The organism is Olsenella sp. CU969 (assembly GCF_905219715.1).
Classification (GTDB): Bacteria; Actinomycetota; Coriobacteriia; order Coriobacteriales; family Atopobiaceae; genus Granulimonas; species Granulimonas faecalis.
Window position 1 is genome coordinate 1 of the sequence record NZ_CAJMXC010000011.1, and the last position, 15295, is coordinate 15295.

Consider the following 15295-nt stretch of genomic DNA (forward strand, 5'->3'; position numbering starts at 1 on the left):
GGACGTCCGGGGACGGGCCTAGCAGTGCATCACGAAGGAGGCGGCCAGCTGCTGCACCTTCACCATGGCGTCCACGTGGGTGAGCTCGCGGCCGTGGGTGTTGCGCGTGAGCGGACCGAAGGCCGAGGCCGCCACGTCGTTGGCCGTGAGGAAGGCCCCCATGGCGTCGGTGGAGTAGAGCTTGGCGTTCTGGAGCTCCGGCGCCGTCCCGAACGCGCGGCGGCCGGCCTCCACCACGGCGTTGGTGAGGTCCCAGTCGTAGGGCCCGTGGTAGTCGTCGGCGATGACGGCGACGTCGTGNTCGGTGNCGGGGTACTCGGGCCCCATGAGGGCGATGTCGAGGGCCACGTAGGCCTCGATGTCGTCGGGCAGGTAGGCGCCGCCCCAGCCCACCTCCTCGCAGAACGGGAAGGCCAACAGNATGTCGCAGCTGGGCGTGCTCCCCGTGTCGCCGAACCACTTGAGCAGGCCGAGCAGCGATGCCACGCAGGCCTTGTCGTCGACGAAGCGCGAGAGCACGAAGCCGTTGTCGTGGATCTCGAGCTCGGGCTCGAAGGCCACCACGGCGCCGGGGGTCACGCCGAGGGCGCGGGCGTCCGCGGCGCAGGCGACGTCCTCGAGCAGGTGGATGCGCATGTTCTCCTCATCGCGCTCCCGGCCCTTCTTGGCGTCGGCCCACACGTGGGGCGAGTGGTGGTCGAACTCCACCACNGCGTNGATCTTGGTGCCGTCTCGNCAGATGACGCNGCAGCTCGCGCCCTCGAGGGAGCTGAAGTTGACGCCGCCCAGGTGCCTCCCCCGCAGGGTGCCGTCCTCCTCGACGGAGCAGACGGCCAGGGCGATGGTGTCGAGGTGCGCGCCCAGGCAGACCGTGCGCGAGCGGTCACGGCCCGGGACGCGCACGTAGACGGTGTGCTTGCGGTCGCGGAAGGCGTGGTGGCCGAGCTCGGCGACCAGGGAGGTCATGAGCGGCTCCATCTCGCGGTAGTAGCCCACGGGGCTGTCGCAGCCGATGAGCCTCGCAAAGGTCTCGAGCAGGTAGTCCTTGTCCACCGTGAATTCCATTGGTCCCCCCCAGTATGGTCTCTTCCCTCTTCACCCGTCACGTGCGGCCGGTCGCGCCCTCACCCGCCGGGCGGGGAGCCGAGGCGACGCCCGAGGTGCTCGAGGACGTCCACCATGACCTCCATCTCGCGGACCGGCACGAACTCGCGGCGGCTGTGGGCGAGGTGGTAACCGGCCGACAGGTTGGGACACGGCAGCCCTCGGAAGGTGAGCTGCGCACCGTCGGTGCCNCCGCGCATGGGCACCGCGGAAGGTTCCACACCGACGTCTCGGAACGCGCCGAAGGCGGCCTCCAGGAGCTCGGGGTGCCGGCCGACCTCCTCCCCCATGTTGCGGTAGGTGTCCCTGAACGACACGGAGNGCGTCCCGGCCCCCATGGCGCGGTTAACGTGGTCGCAGGCGGCCGCCATGACGTCGCGGCGCTGCTCGAACCCCGCGCGGTCGTGGTCGCGCACGATGTAGTGGGCGCGCGCACGCTCGCACTCCCCCTCCATGGAGACGANGTGGTAGAACCCCTCGCGACCCTCNGTGNGCTCCGGNCNCTCGGCGGCGGGCAGCAGCCCGTGGAAGGCGGCGAGGGCCTCGCAGGCGTTCACGAGCACCCCCTTGGNCCACCCGGTGTGCACGGCGCGCCCGCGGGCCTCCACGAAGGCGTCGCAGGCGTTGAAGGTCTCGAGGGTGACCTCGCCCAGGGGGCCGGTGTCGAGCGTGAAGGCCCAGGCGGCGCCCCAGGCGTCGATGTCGAGCAGGGACGCGCCGTGGCCGACCTCCTCGTCGGGCACGAAGGCCACGGCCAGGGGCGGGTGCGGGATGGCGGGGTCCGCCGCCAGGCGCTCGAGGTAGGCCATGATCTCGGCTATGCCGGCCTTGTCGTCCCCGCCGAGGAGCGAGGTGCCGTCCGTCACCACGACGTCGGTGCCCGCAAGGCCGAGCAGCACGGGCTCCTCCTCGGGGGTCACAGCCACCGTCTCGCCATCCACCTCGCCCATGACGAGGGGGCCGCCGCCGTAGCGCACCACCCGCGGGCGCACCGGGTCGCCGACCGCCTGCCACGCGGTGTCCAGATGCGCGCAGAGGCCCAGGCGGGGCAGCCCCTCGCAGCCCGGCGAGGCGGGCCAGTGGGCCGTCACGTAGGCATGGGCGTCCACGGAGACGTCCTCGGCACCGAGTTCCTCGAGCTCGCGACCGAGGAGGGCGGCCATGGCGTGCTGGGAGGGCGTCGACGGCACCGCCCCGGCACCGTCCGGGCTGGANGGGGACGCGATGGAGCAGTAGCGCACGAGCCTTTCTGCGATGTCTCCCAAGGACGCTCCTCTCACCCCTGTCGTGACACCGGTAATTTTAGCGCCCATTCAGCTATCTGCCGCCGAGAACATGGGGCAAGTCGCAACCGCCCGGGAGGAGCCCGGTCTGGCACCCTCGAGGCGACGCGCGGCCCCGTGTATGAGACCCCCATCGTTTTGGTAGGTTTACAGACGACCGACGCGCCCGCCAGAGGGCGCCCAATNCCGGCACAGCCGGCCTCCGGAAGGAGAAACGATGCCCTTCTCCCACAACCCGATCTCGCGCCGCGGCTTCATCACCGGTGCCGCCGCCTCCATCACCGGTGCCGCCGCCACCCTCGCGGGCTGCGGCGGCGCGGGCAACGACGGCGGCAAGGTGCTGCGCTACGGCTGCGCCAACCCCAAGGCCTCCCTCGACCTGCAGACCAACACCTCCAACGAGATCGGCGTGGCCGAGTCCGTGTGCGAGCCGCTCATCAGGTTCAACGAGAACCTCGACATGGAGCCCGTGCTCCTCACGAAGATGCCCGACATCTCCGCCGACGGCCTCACCTACACCTTCGAGCTCAAGGAGAAGCTGCCCACCCACGACGGCGGCAACCTCACGGCCGACGACGTGAAGTACACCTTCACCCGCATGTTCCTCCCCGAGACCAAGAACCCCTCCACCAACGTCTACGACACCATCGTGGGCGCCAAGGACGTCATGGAGGGCAAGACCACCGAGCTCGCCGGCCTCTCCGTGCAGGACGACCGCCACTTCACCATGCGGCNCTCCGAGGTCACGGCCGTCTTCCTTCCCATGCTCACCGAGTTCTACGCCCTCATCTACCCCCGTAAGGCCTGCGAGGCNGCCGGCGACAAGTGGGGCACCGGCACGGACTTCGTGGGCACCGGCCCCTTCAAGCTCACGGCCGAGAGCGCCACGGGCCTCACCCTCGAGACCTTCGCCGACTACCACGACGGCCCCGCCAAGATCGACGGCATCGACGTCGTGTACGTGGACGACCCCAACACCCTGGTCATGAACTTCAAGGCGGGGCAGCTGGACCNCGTGAACCTCGCCCCCACCCTCTACGACCAGTACGTCGACGACGAGGCCGTGGCCGGCTCCATCGTCGACTACACGCCGGCCTCCACGCGCTTTGTGAACCTCAACCTCCACGAGGACGCCTTCAAGGACGCCCGCGTGCGCCAGGCCCTGTCGCTGGCCATCGACCGCAACGAGCTCTGCGAGACCGTGCTCCAGGGCGCCTCGGCCCCCTGCACGCAGTTCTGCGCCCCGGGCGAGGAGGGCCACGACGACACCCTCGAGACCCTCCCCCACGACGTGGACAAGGCCAAGCAGCTCCTCGCCGACGCCGGCGCCACCGGGCTCTCCTTCGACTTCCCGGTGCGCTCCCGCGACGAGCAGGTGGCCACCGCGCTCCAAGAGTACTGGCGCGCGATCGGCNTGACCGCGAACATCAACGTCATCGACGACGCCATGTGGATCGACCAGCGCGCCGCCGGCTCGCTCCCCTGCACCCTCATCACCTGGACGACGCTTTGCTGGGTGGGCGCCGAGCACATGCGCTCGTTCTTCTACGCCTCCAAGGCCTCCCAGAGGAGCTCCTTCTACGACTCGGCCACCTTCGACGGGCTCGTGGACAAGGCCGAGGCCACCATGGACGAGGGCCAGCGCACCGACCTCACGCTGCAGGCCGACAACCAGCTCGTCAACGTGGACTTCGGCACCATCCCCGTGGACTGGCCCCAGACCCCCTACCTCAAGGACGCCGACTTCTCGGGCGTCTACCGGGTCTACGACTTCAAGTTCACCAACAANCTCGNGTAGGGCGCACCCATCATCGAAGGCGGCCCGAANGGCACCGAGCACCTTTCCCATTGCGCGGACACCTCTGTCCCACATTGGAGAAAGGGGCGGGCCTTGCCTTGAGGGACCGCCCCTTTCTGAGGAGACGCAGAATGAAGACCGATTACCCCGACGTTATCGGAACAACGGTTCACGGGAGGGTCGACCGGCCGCTCGGGAGCCGTCACCCGAGCCATCCGGAGACGGTCTATCCGGTCAACTACGGCTATATCGAGGGAGTGCTTGCAGAAGACGGCGAGGAGCAGGACGCGTACCTACTCGGAGCCGACNGCCCCGTGGAGGAGTTCGAGGGCCGCGTCATAGCGGTGTACCGCAGGCTCGACGACGATGAGGANAAGTGGGTCGTCTNNCTGGGCGACACGAGCTTCTCGGACGAGGAGATCATGGAGCGCATTCGATTCCAGGAGCGGTTCTTTCGGGGAGTACTGCTCCGCTGAGCCGCGACCCCGGGCCTACTCGCGACGGCCCTCGCGATCGCGGCCTATGGCGACGGCCACGGCAACGGCGGTGCCAATGCGCGAGGCGATGAGGCCAAACTTGGGCAAGCCCGAAGGAACCGCGTCGAAGGCGATGGACAGGACTATGTAGAGGACGACGGCGACAACGCACGCCAGGGTGATCCGCATGGACCTCGTCATCGATGCTCCCTTCGACCGAGGGTCATGGCGTCGAGTCATTCTGACACACCTGCGCTCGGGGGCGGAGGGAGCCTCCCCTGCCCGGCGTCGCACGGAACAGGGCGGTATGGCCCAAAAAGAGACAAGGTGCAGCCGCACGGACCGCTGCCAACGACCCCACAGGAGCCCCGTGGCGGCAATCCCGCTGCCCGATGTGGAGGCATAGAAACGTCATCCTCCCAGGTGTCACCGGAATCCGCCGTCGCAAAGGGCGACGGGCGTGCAGAGGGGTCCGCGAGTCGTCTCAGATGCGCGTTCCGGACCCGAGGGGGAGCCCCTCGCGCCGAGCGGGTGCGAGGGGCTCCCCCTTTGTCATGCTATATCGCCCCGGGCACGGAGGTCCAAGGCGTCGGCACGGCGGCGTGACAGCGACCGTGCCCGACCAACGGGACGACGGTCAGCAGGCCGCCGGGTTCAGGCCGGCCGGCTTGCGCTCCTCGGCCGTGAGGCCCTCGTCGTAGAGGTGGCACGCCACCACGTGGCCGGGCCTAGGCTCCAGATCCGCCGGGACCCTGTCCTCGCACACCCGCATACACGAGGTGCATCGCGTGTGGAAGCAGCAGCCCTGGGGCGGGTGCGTGGGGCTTGGGACGTCGCCCTGCAGGATCCGCTTGTCCTGGATGCGGCCGCCCGCGATGGTGGGCACCACGTCGAGGAGCGCCCGGGTGTAGGGATNNAGCGGGTCGTCGAACAGCGCCNCCTTGGAGGCCTTCTCCATCATGTGGCCCAGGTACATGACCATGACCGTGTCGGCGATGTGCTTGACCACGGAGAGGTCGTGGCTGATGAAGATGTAGGCGAGGCCCAGGCGCTCCTGGAGGTCCTCCAGGAGGTTGATGACCTTGGCCTGCACCGAGACGTCCAAGGCGCTCACAGGCTCGTCGCACACCACGATCTCGGGTTNGAGGNCGATGGCGCGGGCGATGCCGATGCGCTGGCGCTGGCCGCCGGAGAACTCGTGCGGGTAGCGGGTGCGGTACGAGAGGTCCAGGCCCACGGCCTCCATGATCTCGTCCACACGGGCGTCGCGCTCGGCCTTCGTCTTGTAGGTCCTCGCGATGTCGATGGGCTCGGCGATGATGTCGGCCACCGTCATGCGCGGGTTGAGCGAGCTGTAAGGGTCCTGAAAGATAAGCTTGAGCTNCTTGCGGGCCTCGGTGAGCTCGGCGCCGGAGAGCTCTGTGAACTCCACCCCGTCGAGCCTGACGGACCCGGACGTGGGGTCCGTGAGCCTGAGCACGCACTTGCCGCAGGTGGACTTGCCGCAGCCGGACTCGCCCACAATGGCGAAGGTCTCGCCCCGGTGCACGTCGAACGAGACGCCCTCGAGGGCGTGCACCACCGTGTCGGAGGTCCCGAAGAAGCCCTTCTTGATGGGGTAGCGCTTGACGAGGTCGCGGACCTCGAGGATGCGGTCCTCCTCGGTGAAGGCGGTCATCGCCCCTCCTCCCAGCGGTCGGTGTACTTCCAGCAGGCCACGCGGTGGCCCTCGTCGCCGTCCACCGGCGTGAAGCCGGGGACCTCGCGGCGGCAGATGTCGCGAGCGTAGGGGCACCGCGGGTTGAACAGGCAGCCCGAGGGCNNCTCGTTGAGCATGGGCACGTTGCCCGGGATGGCGTAGAGGCGCTCGCCGGAGGCGTCCATGGAGGGGATGGAGTCGATGAGGCCCTGGGCGTAGGGGTGCGCCGGNTGGGCAAACAGCTCGGAGGCCCGGGTGTACTCCACCTGGCGGCCGGCGTACATGACGAGCACCCAGTCGGCNATCTCGGAGACGACGCCCATGTCGTGGGTGATGAGCATGACGGCCGTGCCGGTCTCCTGGCGCATGCGGTCGATGAGCTGGAGCACCTGGGCCTGGATGGTGACGTCAAGGGCCGTGGTGGGCTCGTCGCAGATGAGCATGGCGGGCTCGCAGGCCAGCGCCATGGCGATCATGATGCGCTGGCGCATGCCCCCAGAGAGCTCGAACGGGTAGCTCTTGAAGACCTTCTCGGGGGCGGGGATGCCCACAAAGCGGATCATGTCGAGGGCCTTGGCGTCGGCCTCGGCCTTGGCCATGTCGGGGTTGTGCACGAGGAGCCCCTCGGCGATCTGCTTGCCGCAGAGCATGACAGGGTTGAGCGACGTCATGGGCTCCTGGAAGATCATGGAGATCTCGTTGCCGCGGTAGTCGCGCATCCGGTCGTCGGGGAGCTGCACGAGGTCGGTGCCCTCGAACAGGATGCGGCCGCCCACGATCCTTGCCGGTGGCTTGGGGATGAGGTCCATGATGGACAGCGCCGTCATAGACTTGCCGCAGCCGGACTCACCCACCACGGCCAGGGTCTCGCCCCGGCGCATGGAGAAGGAGAGGTCCTGGATGCACCTGAGCTCGCCGGCGTCGGTGAACAGCGTCACGCAGAGGCCGNCGACNTCGAGCAGCGGCCCTCCCTGGCCGCCCTGCCTGTCTTGGGTGTCCGATGCCATGGGACCTCCCTCCTTAGGAGCGCATCTTGGGGTCGAGGGCGTCGCGCATGGCGTCGCCCAGAAGGTTGAACGNCATGACCGTGACGATGATGGCGATGCCCGGGATGACCGAGAAGTACGTGGAAGACTGGATGTAGGGCTGCGAGGCGCTGATCATCTGGACCCAGCTGGCCATGGGCGGCTGGACGCCCAGGCCGAGGAACGAGAGGGACGCCTCGCTTATGATGGCGCTCGGGANGCCAAGCGTGGCCATGACGATGATGGTGGACACGCAGTTGGGCAGCAGGTGCCGCAGGATGATGCGCATGGGCTTGCCGCCCGAGAGCGTGCAGGCCTGGATGTACTCGGCGCCCTTGAGACGCTTGACGTCGCCGCGCACGAGGCGCGCCATGGAGGTCCAGCCGAGGAGCCCCAGGGCCACGTAGAGGTTGGCGAGGCCCGGCTCCATGACGAACATGACCACGATGNCGAACAGCANGAACGGGAAGCTGCTGAACACCTGGATGACGAAGGAGATCACGGCGTCGACCTTGCCGCCGAAGTACCCCGCGGCCACGCCGNCGAAGAAGCCGATGACCAGGGCGATGGCCTGGGACACCACGCCCACCGAGAGCGACACCCGGCAGCCGTAGAGCACGCGCGAGAAGNTGTNGCGGCCGTAGTTGTCGNTGCCGAACCAGTGCTCGGCCGAGGGCGGCTGCAGCATGGCGCGCAGGTTCTGGGCGTCGGGGTCNTAGGGGGCGATCACCGGCGCGAGCACGGCGACGGCCNCGAGGAACAGCACCACGGCGAGGCACGCCATGCCCAGGCGGTTCCTGCGGAAGATCTGCCACGAGACGGCCCAGTAGCTCTGGGCCGCCTTCCTCTTGCCGGCCGCCTGGGCGGCGAGGTTCTGGCGGCTGATCTCACTCGCGAGCTCCTCGGCCCTCTCCCGGCGGCTCCGGGGGCCCTCCCCCGCGTCGGGGTTGGCGCCGACGAGCATCTCGGGATAGGTCTCCTCGTTCACGGGGTTGGTCTCGGAATCGTAGGCCGAGAAGGAGTCGTCGGGAACCGCAACGCCCTCGTCCTGGAGGACCTTGCGGTCAACGGCCTCCTGAAGCTTCCTGGGGTCTTTGACGCTCATCAGTTGGCCCCTTCCTCTCCAAGGCGGATCCGCGGGTCGACCACGGCGTAGAGCACGTCGACGACGAAGTAGACGACCACGCAGATCAAGGCGATGTACATGACGCCGCCCTGGATGAGCGGCAGGTCACGGGCGTTGATGGCGTCGAGCATNATCTTGCCCATGCCCGGCATTGAGAAGNTGCTCTCGATGAGGATGGAGCCCGTGAAGATGTCGCCGAGCTGGGTGCCGGCGATGGTGATGATGGGGATGAGCGCGTTGCGCAGCGCGTGGCGCACCACGATGACCCAGTACTTGAGGCCCTTGGCCTCGGCCGTGCGCATGTAGTCCTGGGAGAGCACCTCGAGCATGGACGTGCGGGTGACGCGCGCGATGGAGGCGGCATAGCGTACGCCCAGGGCGATGGTGGGCAGGACGAAGTACGCCGGCGTCTTGATGCCCGAGAGCGGCAGCCAGTGCAGCGTGAGGGCGAAGACGATCTGCAGGATGATGGCCACCCAGAAGACCGGGGCCGATATGCCGAATATGGCGAGGCTCATGAGGGTCTGGTCCACCCACGTGCCGCGTTTGGCCGCGGCCACGACGCCGACCACGACCCCCAGCACGAGGGCGAACACGTAGGCGGAGGCCGCAAGGGCCGCCGTCACCGAGAAGGCCTGGCCCATGAGCTGGGTTACGTCCTTGCGCTGGGTGTAGGACTGGCCGAAGTCGCCGGTGACCATGCCGGCGAGCCAGTCGACGTACTGCTCGGCCACGGGTTTGTCGAGGCCCATGTTGNGACGCACGGTCTCGATGGTGGCCTCGTCGGCCATGTCGCCCATCATGATGCGCACCGGGTCGCCGGGCACGATGTTGAGCATGAAGAACGTTATGGCCGAGATGCAGAGGATGATGCCCACCGCCTGCAACAGCCGCTTCACGAGGAAGTCCCTCATGGTGCTCCTCTCCCACAGATACAAGAAGGGCCGGTTACCGAACCCATGCGGCAACCGGCCCGGCACAGACGCGCGTGCTGAAATAGTTTAGCCCATCGCCTCGGTGTCGATATCGATGTCACGGAAGTGGTAGATCAAGTTGCCGATCTTGGCATTCTTCACCCAAGGCGGGGCGCAGAACATGATCTGCGGGTAGAACAGCGGCNGGCAGGCGAAGTCCTGGCGGCTCATGATGTCGTCGGCCTGGCGGTANAGCTNGGCGCGATGGTCCTCGTCGGCGGAGCGACGGGCCTCGTCCATGAGACGGTCGAACTCGGCGTTGTTGTAGAAGCTGCCCTTGCCCTTGGCGTTCTCGGAGTAGAAGTAGGTGTACATCTGGTTGTCGGCGTCGGCGTAGAGCGGATACCAAGCCAGGGCCGTGACCTCGTACTCGCCTGCCGCCCAGTCGGTGGCCCACACGCCGGCGTCCACGGTCTGTACGTCCATGTTCACGCCCACGGCCTTCAGGTAGTCCTGCACGGCCACCATAACGGTCTCGTACTGGTTTGTGCGCACCACGCACTTGATGGAGAGGTTCTCGGCGCCGGCCTCGGACAGAAGCTGCTTTGCCTTCTCGGGGTTGCACTCAAAGACCTCGGCGTTGGCATCGAAGCCGGGGACGCCGGGGTTGAGGAAGCCGGAGGCGGGCACGCCCGCGCCGGAGAACACGGTGTCGACAATGGCCTGGCGGTCGATGGCGAGCGAGAGGGCCTGGCGCACGCGGACGTCCTGGAGGGCAGGCGTGTTGAGGTTGAGGTTCACGAACCAGGTGCCCAGCGGCGTGTTGTAGGAGANGAGCTCGCCGACCTCGGGGTCGTCCTTGTACTGCTTGAGCAGGTCGTTGGACAGGTCACACATGTCGATGTCGCCGTTCTTGAAGCTCATGAGCTTGGTGTTGGCGTCGTCGATGAAGGTGACCGTGAGGCCGTCGAGGGCCACGGGGTCGCCGTGGTAGTCCTCGAAGCGCTCGTAGCGCATGAAGGTGGAGTCGTCGTTCTCCACGAGCTTGAAGGGGCCGGAGCCCACGTAGTTGAGCTCGTAGCCCCACTTGTCGCCGGCCTCCTCGCAGGCCCCGCGGGGGAACACGTTGGCGTAGTTGATGCCGAGGTTCTTGACGAAGGCGGCCATGGGGTACTGCAGGGTAAAGGTGAAGTGGGTGTCGTCCTCCACGATGAGGCCGGCGAGGTCGGTGGTCTTGCCTGCAATGACGTCCTGGGCGCCCACTATCATGTCGTACATGTAGGTGGAGAGGCCCGCGGTCTCGGGCAGGAACATGCGCGTGAAGGAGAACTTGACGTCCTCGGCCGTGAGGGTAGAGCCGTCATGGCACTTGATGCCCTCCTTGAGGGTGCAGTGATAGGTGACGCCGTCGTCCCCCACGGTGGGAATCTCGGTGAGCAGGCAGGGCACGAGCTCGTTGTCCTCCGTGAAGCGCAGGAGGCTCTNCACCNCAGGGTCGGAGACCGACGACATGCCGGAGTTGGTGTTCTTCTGCATGTCCATGCCCTGCTTGGCGTTGCTCTGGGCCCAGCGCAGGACCTTCTCGGTATTGGCGTCGGCGGTGGGCGCCCCGCCGCAGCCGGCGAGGGTCGTGGCGGCACCGGCAAGGGCGGCGAGACCGGAGCCCCTGACGAAGGTGCGGCGCGAGATTCGGTTGAACACCATGGGGTCNCCCTCTGTTCGTGTGAAGGCAGGCGACGTCCAGGCACGACGGCGCCCTGGGTGCGCCTGCGCGTATGGGAGAACTATGCTGTATTCAGCCTGAATTGGTATGCCTGGCACTCCATCGCTTTACAGAGCTTTTACAGCCCTTACGAATTGAAAAACGTCGATAACCCGAGCTCGGGCACCGGGATGGGCAGTGCGTCAGGCGCGGCCCTGCCGGAGGACTCCGACGCACGCCGCCACGACAGCCTCGAGGCCCCTTGCCGAGAGCNCCGTGTCCATGGACGGAAGAGGCTCGGCGAGGATGCCTCGCGACGCCTGGGCGGGGGTGCCGGGCACATGGACGAAGCCGGCCATGGCGGGCGCCGCCGTGCCGGGTCCGTGGGGCCCGTGCTGCCGGAGGAGGAGCGCGTACATGACCGAGTTGCAGACGTAGAGCCCCGCCGAGCAGGAGAGGTGCGCCGGGACGCCGGCCGCCTGGGCCGCCCGCACGCAGTCGGCCACGGGGACCGTGGCACAAAGCGACCCGGGGGCGCCGGGCACGAGCGGGCGCTCCTCCGGCGCGGACCCGCCGTTGTCGGGACGGTCGGGGGGTGTGGAGGCCAGGTTGAGGGCCACGCGCTCCACGGCGATCCCGGCGGCGCCGCGGTGCTCCCCGCAGGCCAGCACGACGTCGGGGCGCACGGAGTCCACGGCCGCGAGGGCGGCCTCAGCCGCGGCGCCGAAGACGCACGGCAGCACGGCGCGCTCCACAGGGACGCCGGCCACGGTGGCGGGGAGCGCCCCCACCGCCAGCCGCGACGCGTTGTCCTCCTGGCCCCCGAACGGCTCGAACGCCGTCACCAGCACCCTCATGGCCCTCCCCTTCCGTGGTTGCCTCCATGGCCNAGCATAGCGCGACACAAAGGAAGCGCGCCCCCGGCCGGNCGGTGGGGGCGCGCTNCAAAGGCTCGGAGCTGGGCTCGGGGAGCGACGGGTTAGTCCTCGTCGACCTCCACGACCTCGGCCTCGACCTCCTCGTCCTCAGGCTTGTCGAGCGGGGCGACCTCNACCTCGAAGCCGAGGGTCTCGGCGGCGGCCTTCATGGACAGGGAGATGCGACGACGGTCGAGGTCGATCTCCATGACCTTGACCTGCACGGTCTCGTTGACGTTGGTGACCTGGGAGGGGGTGTCGACGTGCTGGCGCNCCATCTCGGAGATGTGCACCAGGCCCGCGATGCCGTCGCCGAGGTCGACGAAGGCGCCGAAGGGCACGAGCTNGGTCCCGCGGCCCTCGACGATGGCGCCCACGGGGTACTTCTTGACGAGGGTGCGCCAGGGATCCTCGGTGGTCTGCTTGAGANCGAGGGAGATGCGCTCGCGATTGAGGTCGACGTCGANAACCTGCACCTCGACCTCCTGGCCGACCTTGACGACCTCGGAGGGGTGGTTGACGTGGTTCCAGGAGAGCTCGGAGATGTGGATGAGGCNGTCGATGCCGCCGAGGTCGACGANGGCGCCGAAGTCGACGATGGAGGACACGACGCCCTTGAGGCGCATGCCGGCCTGGAGCTTGGAGAGGATCTCGGAACGNTCGGCCTTGCGGGCCTCCTCGAGCACGACGCGACGGGACAGAACCACGTTGTTGCGGTTGCGGTCCATCTCGATGACGCGGGCCTCGATGCGGGTGCCGAGGTAGGCGTTGAGGTCCTTGACGCGACGGAGGTCGACGAGGGAGGCGGGCAGGAAGCCGCGGAGGCCGATGTCCAGGATCAGGCCGCCCTTGACGACCTCGATGACCTCGCCCTCGACGTTCTGGCCGTTGTTGAAGTCCTCCTCCACGCGGTTCCAGGCACGCTCGTACTCGGCGCGCTTCTTGGAGAGGATGAGACGGCCGTCCTTGTCCNCCTTCTGAAGGACCAGGGCCTCGATGGTCTCGCCCATGGCGACGATGTCCTCGGGGTTGGCGTCCTTGCGGATGGAGAGCTCACGGACGGGGATGACGCCCTCGGACTTGAAGCCGATGTCGAGCAGGACCTCGTCGCGCTCGATCTTGACGACGGTGCCCGTCACAAGGTCGCCCTCGTCGAAGTCGGTGATGGTGCCGTCGATGAGGTTGTTCATCTCCTCATCGCTGACGTCGTCGAACGAGAAGACGGACGAGTTCTGAATCTCACTCAAAGGTGGACCCCTTTCAAAAACACGNGGCCCCGATGGTCATGGGCTTCGCCTGCAGAGCGACCGGTTGGATAAACCCTTGCTCGACGTCTGAAATCGCATGCTCGGGGGCCGACAGATACTGTGTGCGGGCGTCCGACCCACACGTTGGATAGGGTACCGTGACACACCTCACCTTTTCAAGGCCCATACCAACAATCCTGTGGTGAATTCACGGTGCGCAGGCCCGTCATGGGCCCGGCGGCCGCGCCCCGGCGCCGCGGGCCCTCCCCCGTCCTATGATTGCAGGGCACCCGGACCGATTTCACAGGGAGGGCCCATGGCCACCATCCAGCAGGTCGCGGCCCTCGCGGGCGTCTCGACGGGCACGGTGTCGCGCTACCTCAACGGCGCGAGGGTCAAGGACGCCACCAAGGAGAGCATCGACGCGGCCGTGGCCGAGCTCGGCTACCACCGCAACCTGCTGGCGGGCAGTCTCCGGAGCCGCAAGAGCCGCTCCGTGGGCCTCCTCGTCAACAACATGCTCAACCACTTCGCCACGAGCGCCATCGCCGCCATCGAGCGGGAGATGGAGTTGGGCAACTACATCATCCTGCTGGCTGGCTTCCGNAACGACCNGGCCGTCTTCGAGCAGAAGCTCGGGCTGCTCCTCGACCGGCAGGTGGACGGCATCGTCCTGTTCGAGGGCGACGCTGCCTGGTCGCCGGGCAGGCTCGTGGAGCGCTCCGGCATCCCGGTCATCTCGGTCTCGTCGCCCTACGACTCCCCCTGCGTCGACTCCGTGGTGGCCTACAGCCGCGCNAGCGCGCGCCGGGTGGCCCGCGAAATGCTGCGGGCCGGCCACGNGCGCCTGGGCGTCATCGCCGGCCCCCAGCACGAGCACGTGTCGTCCGAGCGCCTCGAGGGTGTCCGAGAGGCCGTGGCCGAGGCCGGGCTGCCGGAGGGGAGCCTCACCGTGTACCTGGGCGACTACTCGCGCGAGAGCGGGTACGCGGGCCTGGTGGACCTCGTGGAGGGGCACGGCCTCGACACCGTGTTCTGCTGCAACTACGGCATGGGCCAGGGGGCGCTCCAGGCCGTAGCCGAGCGCGGGCTCGTGATCGGCGAGGACCTCAACTACGCGAGCTACGACTACTTCGACCTGGCGTCGCTGTTCTACCCCCGCATCACCACCATCTGCCCGCCCACGGGCGCCATCGGGACCTACGCGGCCTCGCACCTGTTGGAGCTTGTCGAGGCGGGCGTTCCGGCCTCGGGCGAGGTCACGACCTTCCCCGACCTCATCACCTGGCAGCCGTCGTTCACGGGCATCGACCCGGCCCTGCTGGGGCGCTCCGAGGAGGCCTGACAAGGTACNAGGTTGCTTTGTCACCTGAAAGCGGTGGAGGGCGCCCTGAACCGCTTTCAGGCGCAGTATTTCGAAGTGAGCGCCTAACGGCCCTTCGGGCTTCGGGGGACGAGGCCAACCCCGGCCATCGTCANGAGCACGANAGCGGCCCCGGCAACCGTCACCACAAGAGCGGGAATTTCGANGATGGCGAGCGCAGGAAACAACCGGTCGAGCATGAGAAGGCAGGNGCCGCCACATATCACAGCGAACCCACGGCCTAAGCGCTTCACAAACGCCCCTCTCAGGGGAATGGGGATCTGGGCAACGAGGTGGGGGTAAACAGAGCCCTCGTTTCCGATCAGCGCGACCGCGAGTGCCAGGGACAAACCCATGAACGAAACGATGGTAGGGATAAGGAAATCTACATTCATATCTTTGCCTCAGGCAAAGAGGGCAAGACGCTCGGAATGGCTTCCGGAAGACTAACAACCTGAAATGCAATAGCGGCCGTAACACCAATCAAAATGTTCTGACCGAGCACATAATCGTAATCGTAGACGATACTTCCGCCAGGACGAACACGCTCGTTGGGTCCCTCAAGGAAATCAATTGCCGGCGCACGATACGACGCAAGTACTCCGTGACCATAGCGTTCTTCTCCCATGGCTCTCTCCATT

The 15295-nt window shown here is 67.5% G+C and carries 14 protein-coding genes; 3 read left to right on the forward strand and 11 right to left on the reverse strand.

All coding sequences use genetic code 11. The features are described 5' to 3' along the window. Window positions 1–18: 18 nt before the first annotated feature. On the reverse strand, window positions 19–1065 hold the full coding sequence (locus tag JX283_RS02310) for a peptidase M42 (protein ID WP_204829160.1): 1047 nt from the start codon (window positions 1063–1065) through the stop codon (window positions 19–21). A 59-nt stretch (window positions 1066–1124) separates the two neighbouring features. After that, window positions 1125–2369: a peptidase T gene (gene pepT / locus JX283_RS02315; RefSeq protein WP_239652430.1), complete on the reverse strand. Its 1245-nt coding sequence runs from the start codon at window positions 2367–2369 to the stop codon at window positions 1125–1127. 235 nt (window positions 2370–2604) lie between these two features. Between pepT and JX283_RS02320 the strand changes: the two genes are divergently transcribed. Beyond that, the gene (locus JX283_RS02320) at window positions 2605–4185 is read left to right on the forward strand and encodes an ABC transporter substrate-binding protein (RefSeq protein ID WP_204829162.1); all 1581 of its coding nucleotides are present in this window, start codon (window positions 2605–2607) and stop codon (window positions 4183–4185) included. Window positions 4186–4316: 131 nt separating this feature from the next. Next, on the forward strand, window positions 4317–4661 hold the full coding sequence (locus tag JX283_RS08775) for an inorganic diphosphatase (RefSeq protein ID WP_370583396.1): 345 nt from the start codon (window positions 4317–4319) through the stop codon (window positions 4659–4661). 15 nt (window positions 4662–4676) lie between these two features. Here the strand turns inward: JX283_RS08775 and JX283_RS02325 are convergent, their stop codons facing one another. The 8 genes from JX283_RS02325 to rpsA all read right to left on the reverse strand — a co-directional run bounded on the left by JX283_RS02325 (window position 4677) and on the right by rpsA (window position 13291). Beyond that, window positions 4677–4862: a hypothetical protein gene (locus JX283_RS02325; protein ID WP_204406461.1), complete on the reverse strand. Its 186-nt coding sequence runs from the start codon at window positions 4860–4862 to the stop codon at window positions 4677–4679. A gap of 436 nt (window positions 4863–5298) precedes the next feature. Beyond that, on the reverse strand, window positions 5299–6339 hold the full coding sequence (locus tag JX283_RS02330) for an ABC transporter ATP-binding protein (RefSeq protein ID WP_204829163.1): 1041 nt from the start codon (window positions 6337–6339) through the stop codon (window positions 5299–5301). Next, window positions 6336–7367, reverse strand: a complete 1032-nt coding sequence (locus JX283_RS02335; protein ID WP_204829164.1) for an ABC transporter ATP-binding protein — start codon at window positions 7365–7367, stop codon at window positions 6336–6338. The genes JX283_RS02330 and JX283_RS02335 overlap by 4 nt, the downstream gene beginning before the upstream one ends. A 13-nt stretch (window positions 7368–7380) precedes the next feature. Next, window positions 7381–8490: an ABC transporter permease gene (locus tag JX283_RS02340; protein WP_239652431.1), complete on the reverse strand. Its 1110-nt coding sequence runs from the start codon at window positions 8488–8490 to the stop codon at window positions 7381–7383. Continuing rightward, window positions 8490–9425 (reverse strand): ABC transporter permease, encoded by a 936-nt coding sequence (locus JX283_RS02345; RefSeq protein ID WP_204829165.1) that lies wholly within the window; start codon window positions 9423–9425, stop codon window positions 8490–8492. Before JX283_RS02345 ends, JX283_RS02340 begins: the two co-directional genes overlap by 1 nt. An 87-nt stretch (window positions 9426–9512) precedes the next feature. Then, window positions 9513–11129 carry an ABC transporter substrate-binding protein gene (locus tag JX283_RS02350; protein ID WP_204829166.1) on the reverse strand — a complete coding sequence of 539 codons (1617 nt, stop codon included), beginning with the start codon at window positions 11127–11129 and terminating at the stop codon, window positions 9513–9515. 201 nt (window positions 11130–11330) lie between these two features. Further along, window positions 11331–11984 (reverse strand): pyroglutamyl-peptidase I, encoded by a 654-nt coding sequence (locus JX283_RS02355; RefSeq protein ID WP_204829167.1) that lies wholly within the window; start codon window positions 11982–11984, stop codon window positions 11331–11333. A 122-nt stretch (window positions 11985–12106) separates the two neighbouring features. Beyond that, window positions 12107–13291 (reverse strand): 30S ribosomal protein S1, encoded by a 1185-nt coding sequence (gene rpsA, locus JX283_RS02360; protein ID WP_204829168.1) that lies wholly within the window; start codon window positions 13289–13291, stop codon window positions 12107–12109. Between the two features lie 316 nt (window positions 13292–13607). Here rpsA and JX283_RS02365 point away from each other — a divergent pair, with 316 nt between their 5' ends. Then, window positions 13608–14636 (forward strand): LacI family DNA-binding transcriptional regulator, encoded by a 1029-nt coding sequence (locus JX283_RS02365; RefSeq protein WP_204829169.1) that lies wholly within the window; start codon window positions 13608–13610, stop codon window positions 14634–14636. 409 nt (window positions 14637–15045) lie between these two features. Here JX283_RS02365 and JX283_RS02370 read toward each other — a convergent pair whose 3' ends face one another. Next, window positions 15046–15282 (reverse strand): hypothetical protein, encoded by a 237-nt coding sequence (locus JX283_RS02370; RefSeq protein ID WP_204829170.1) that lies wholly within the window; start codon window positions 15280–15282, stop codon window positions 15046–15048. Window positions 15283–15295: the final 13 nt, after the last annotated feature.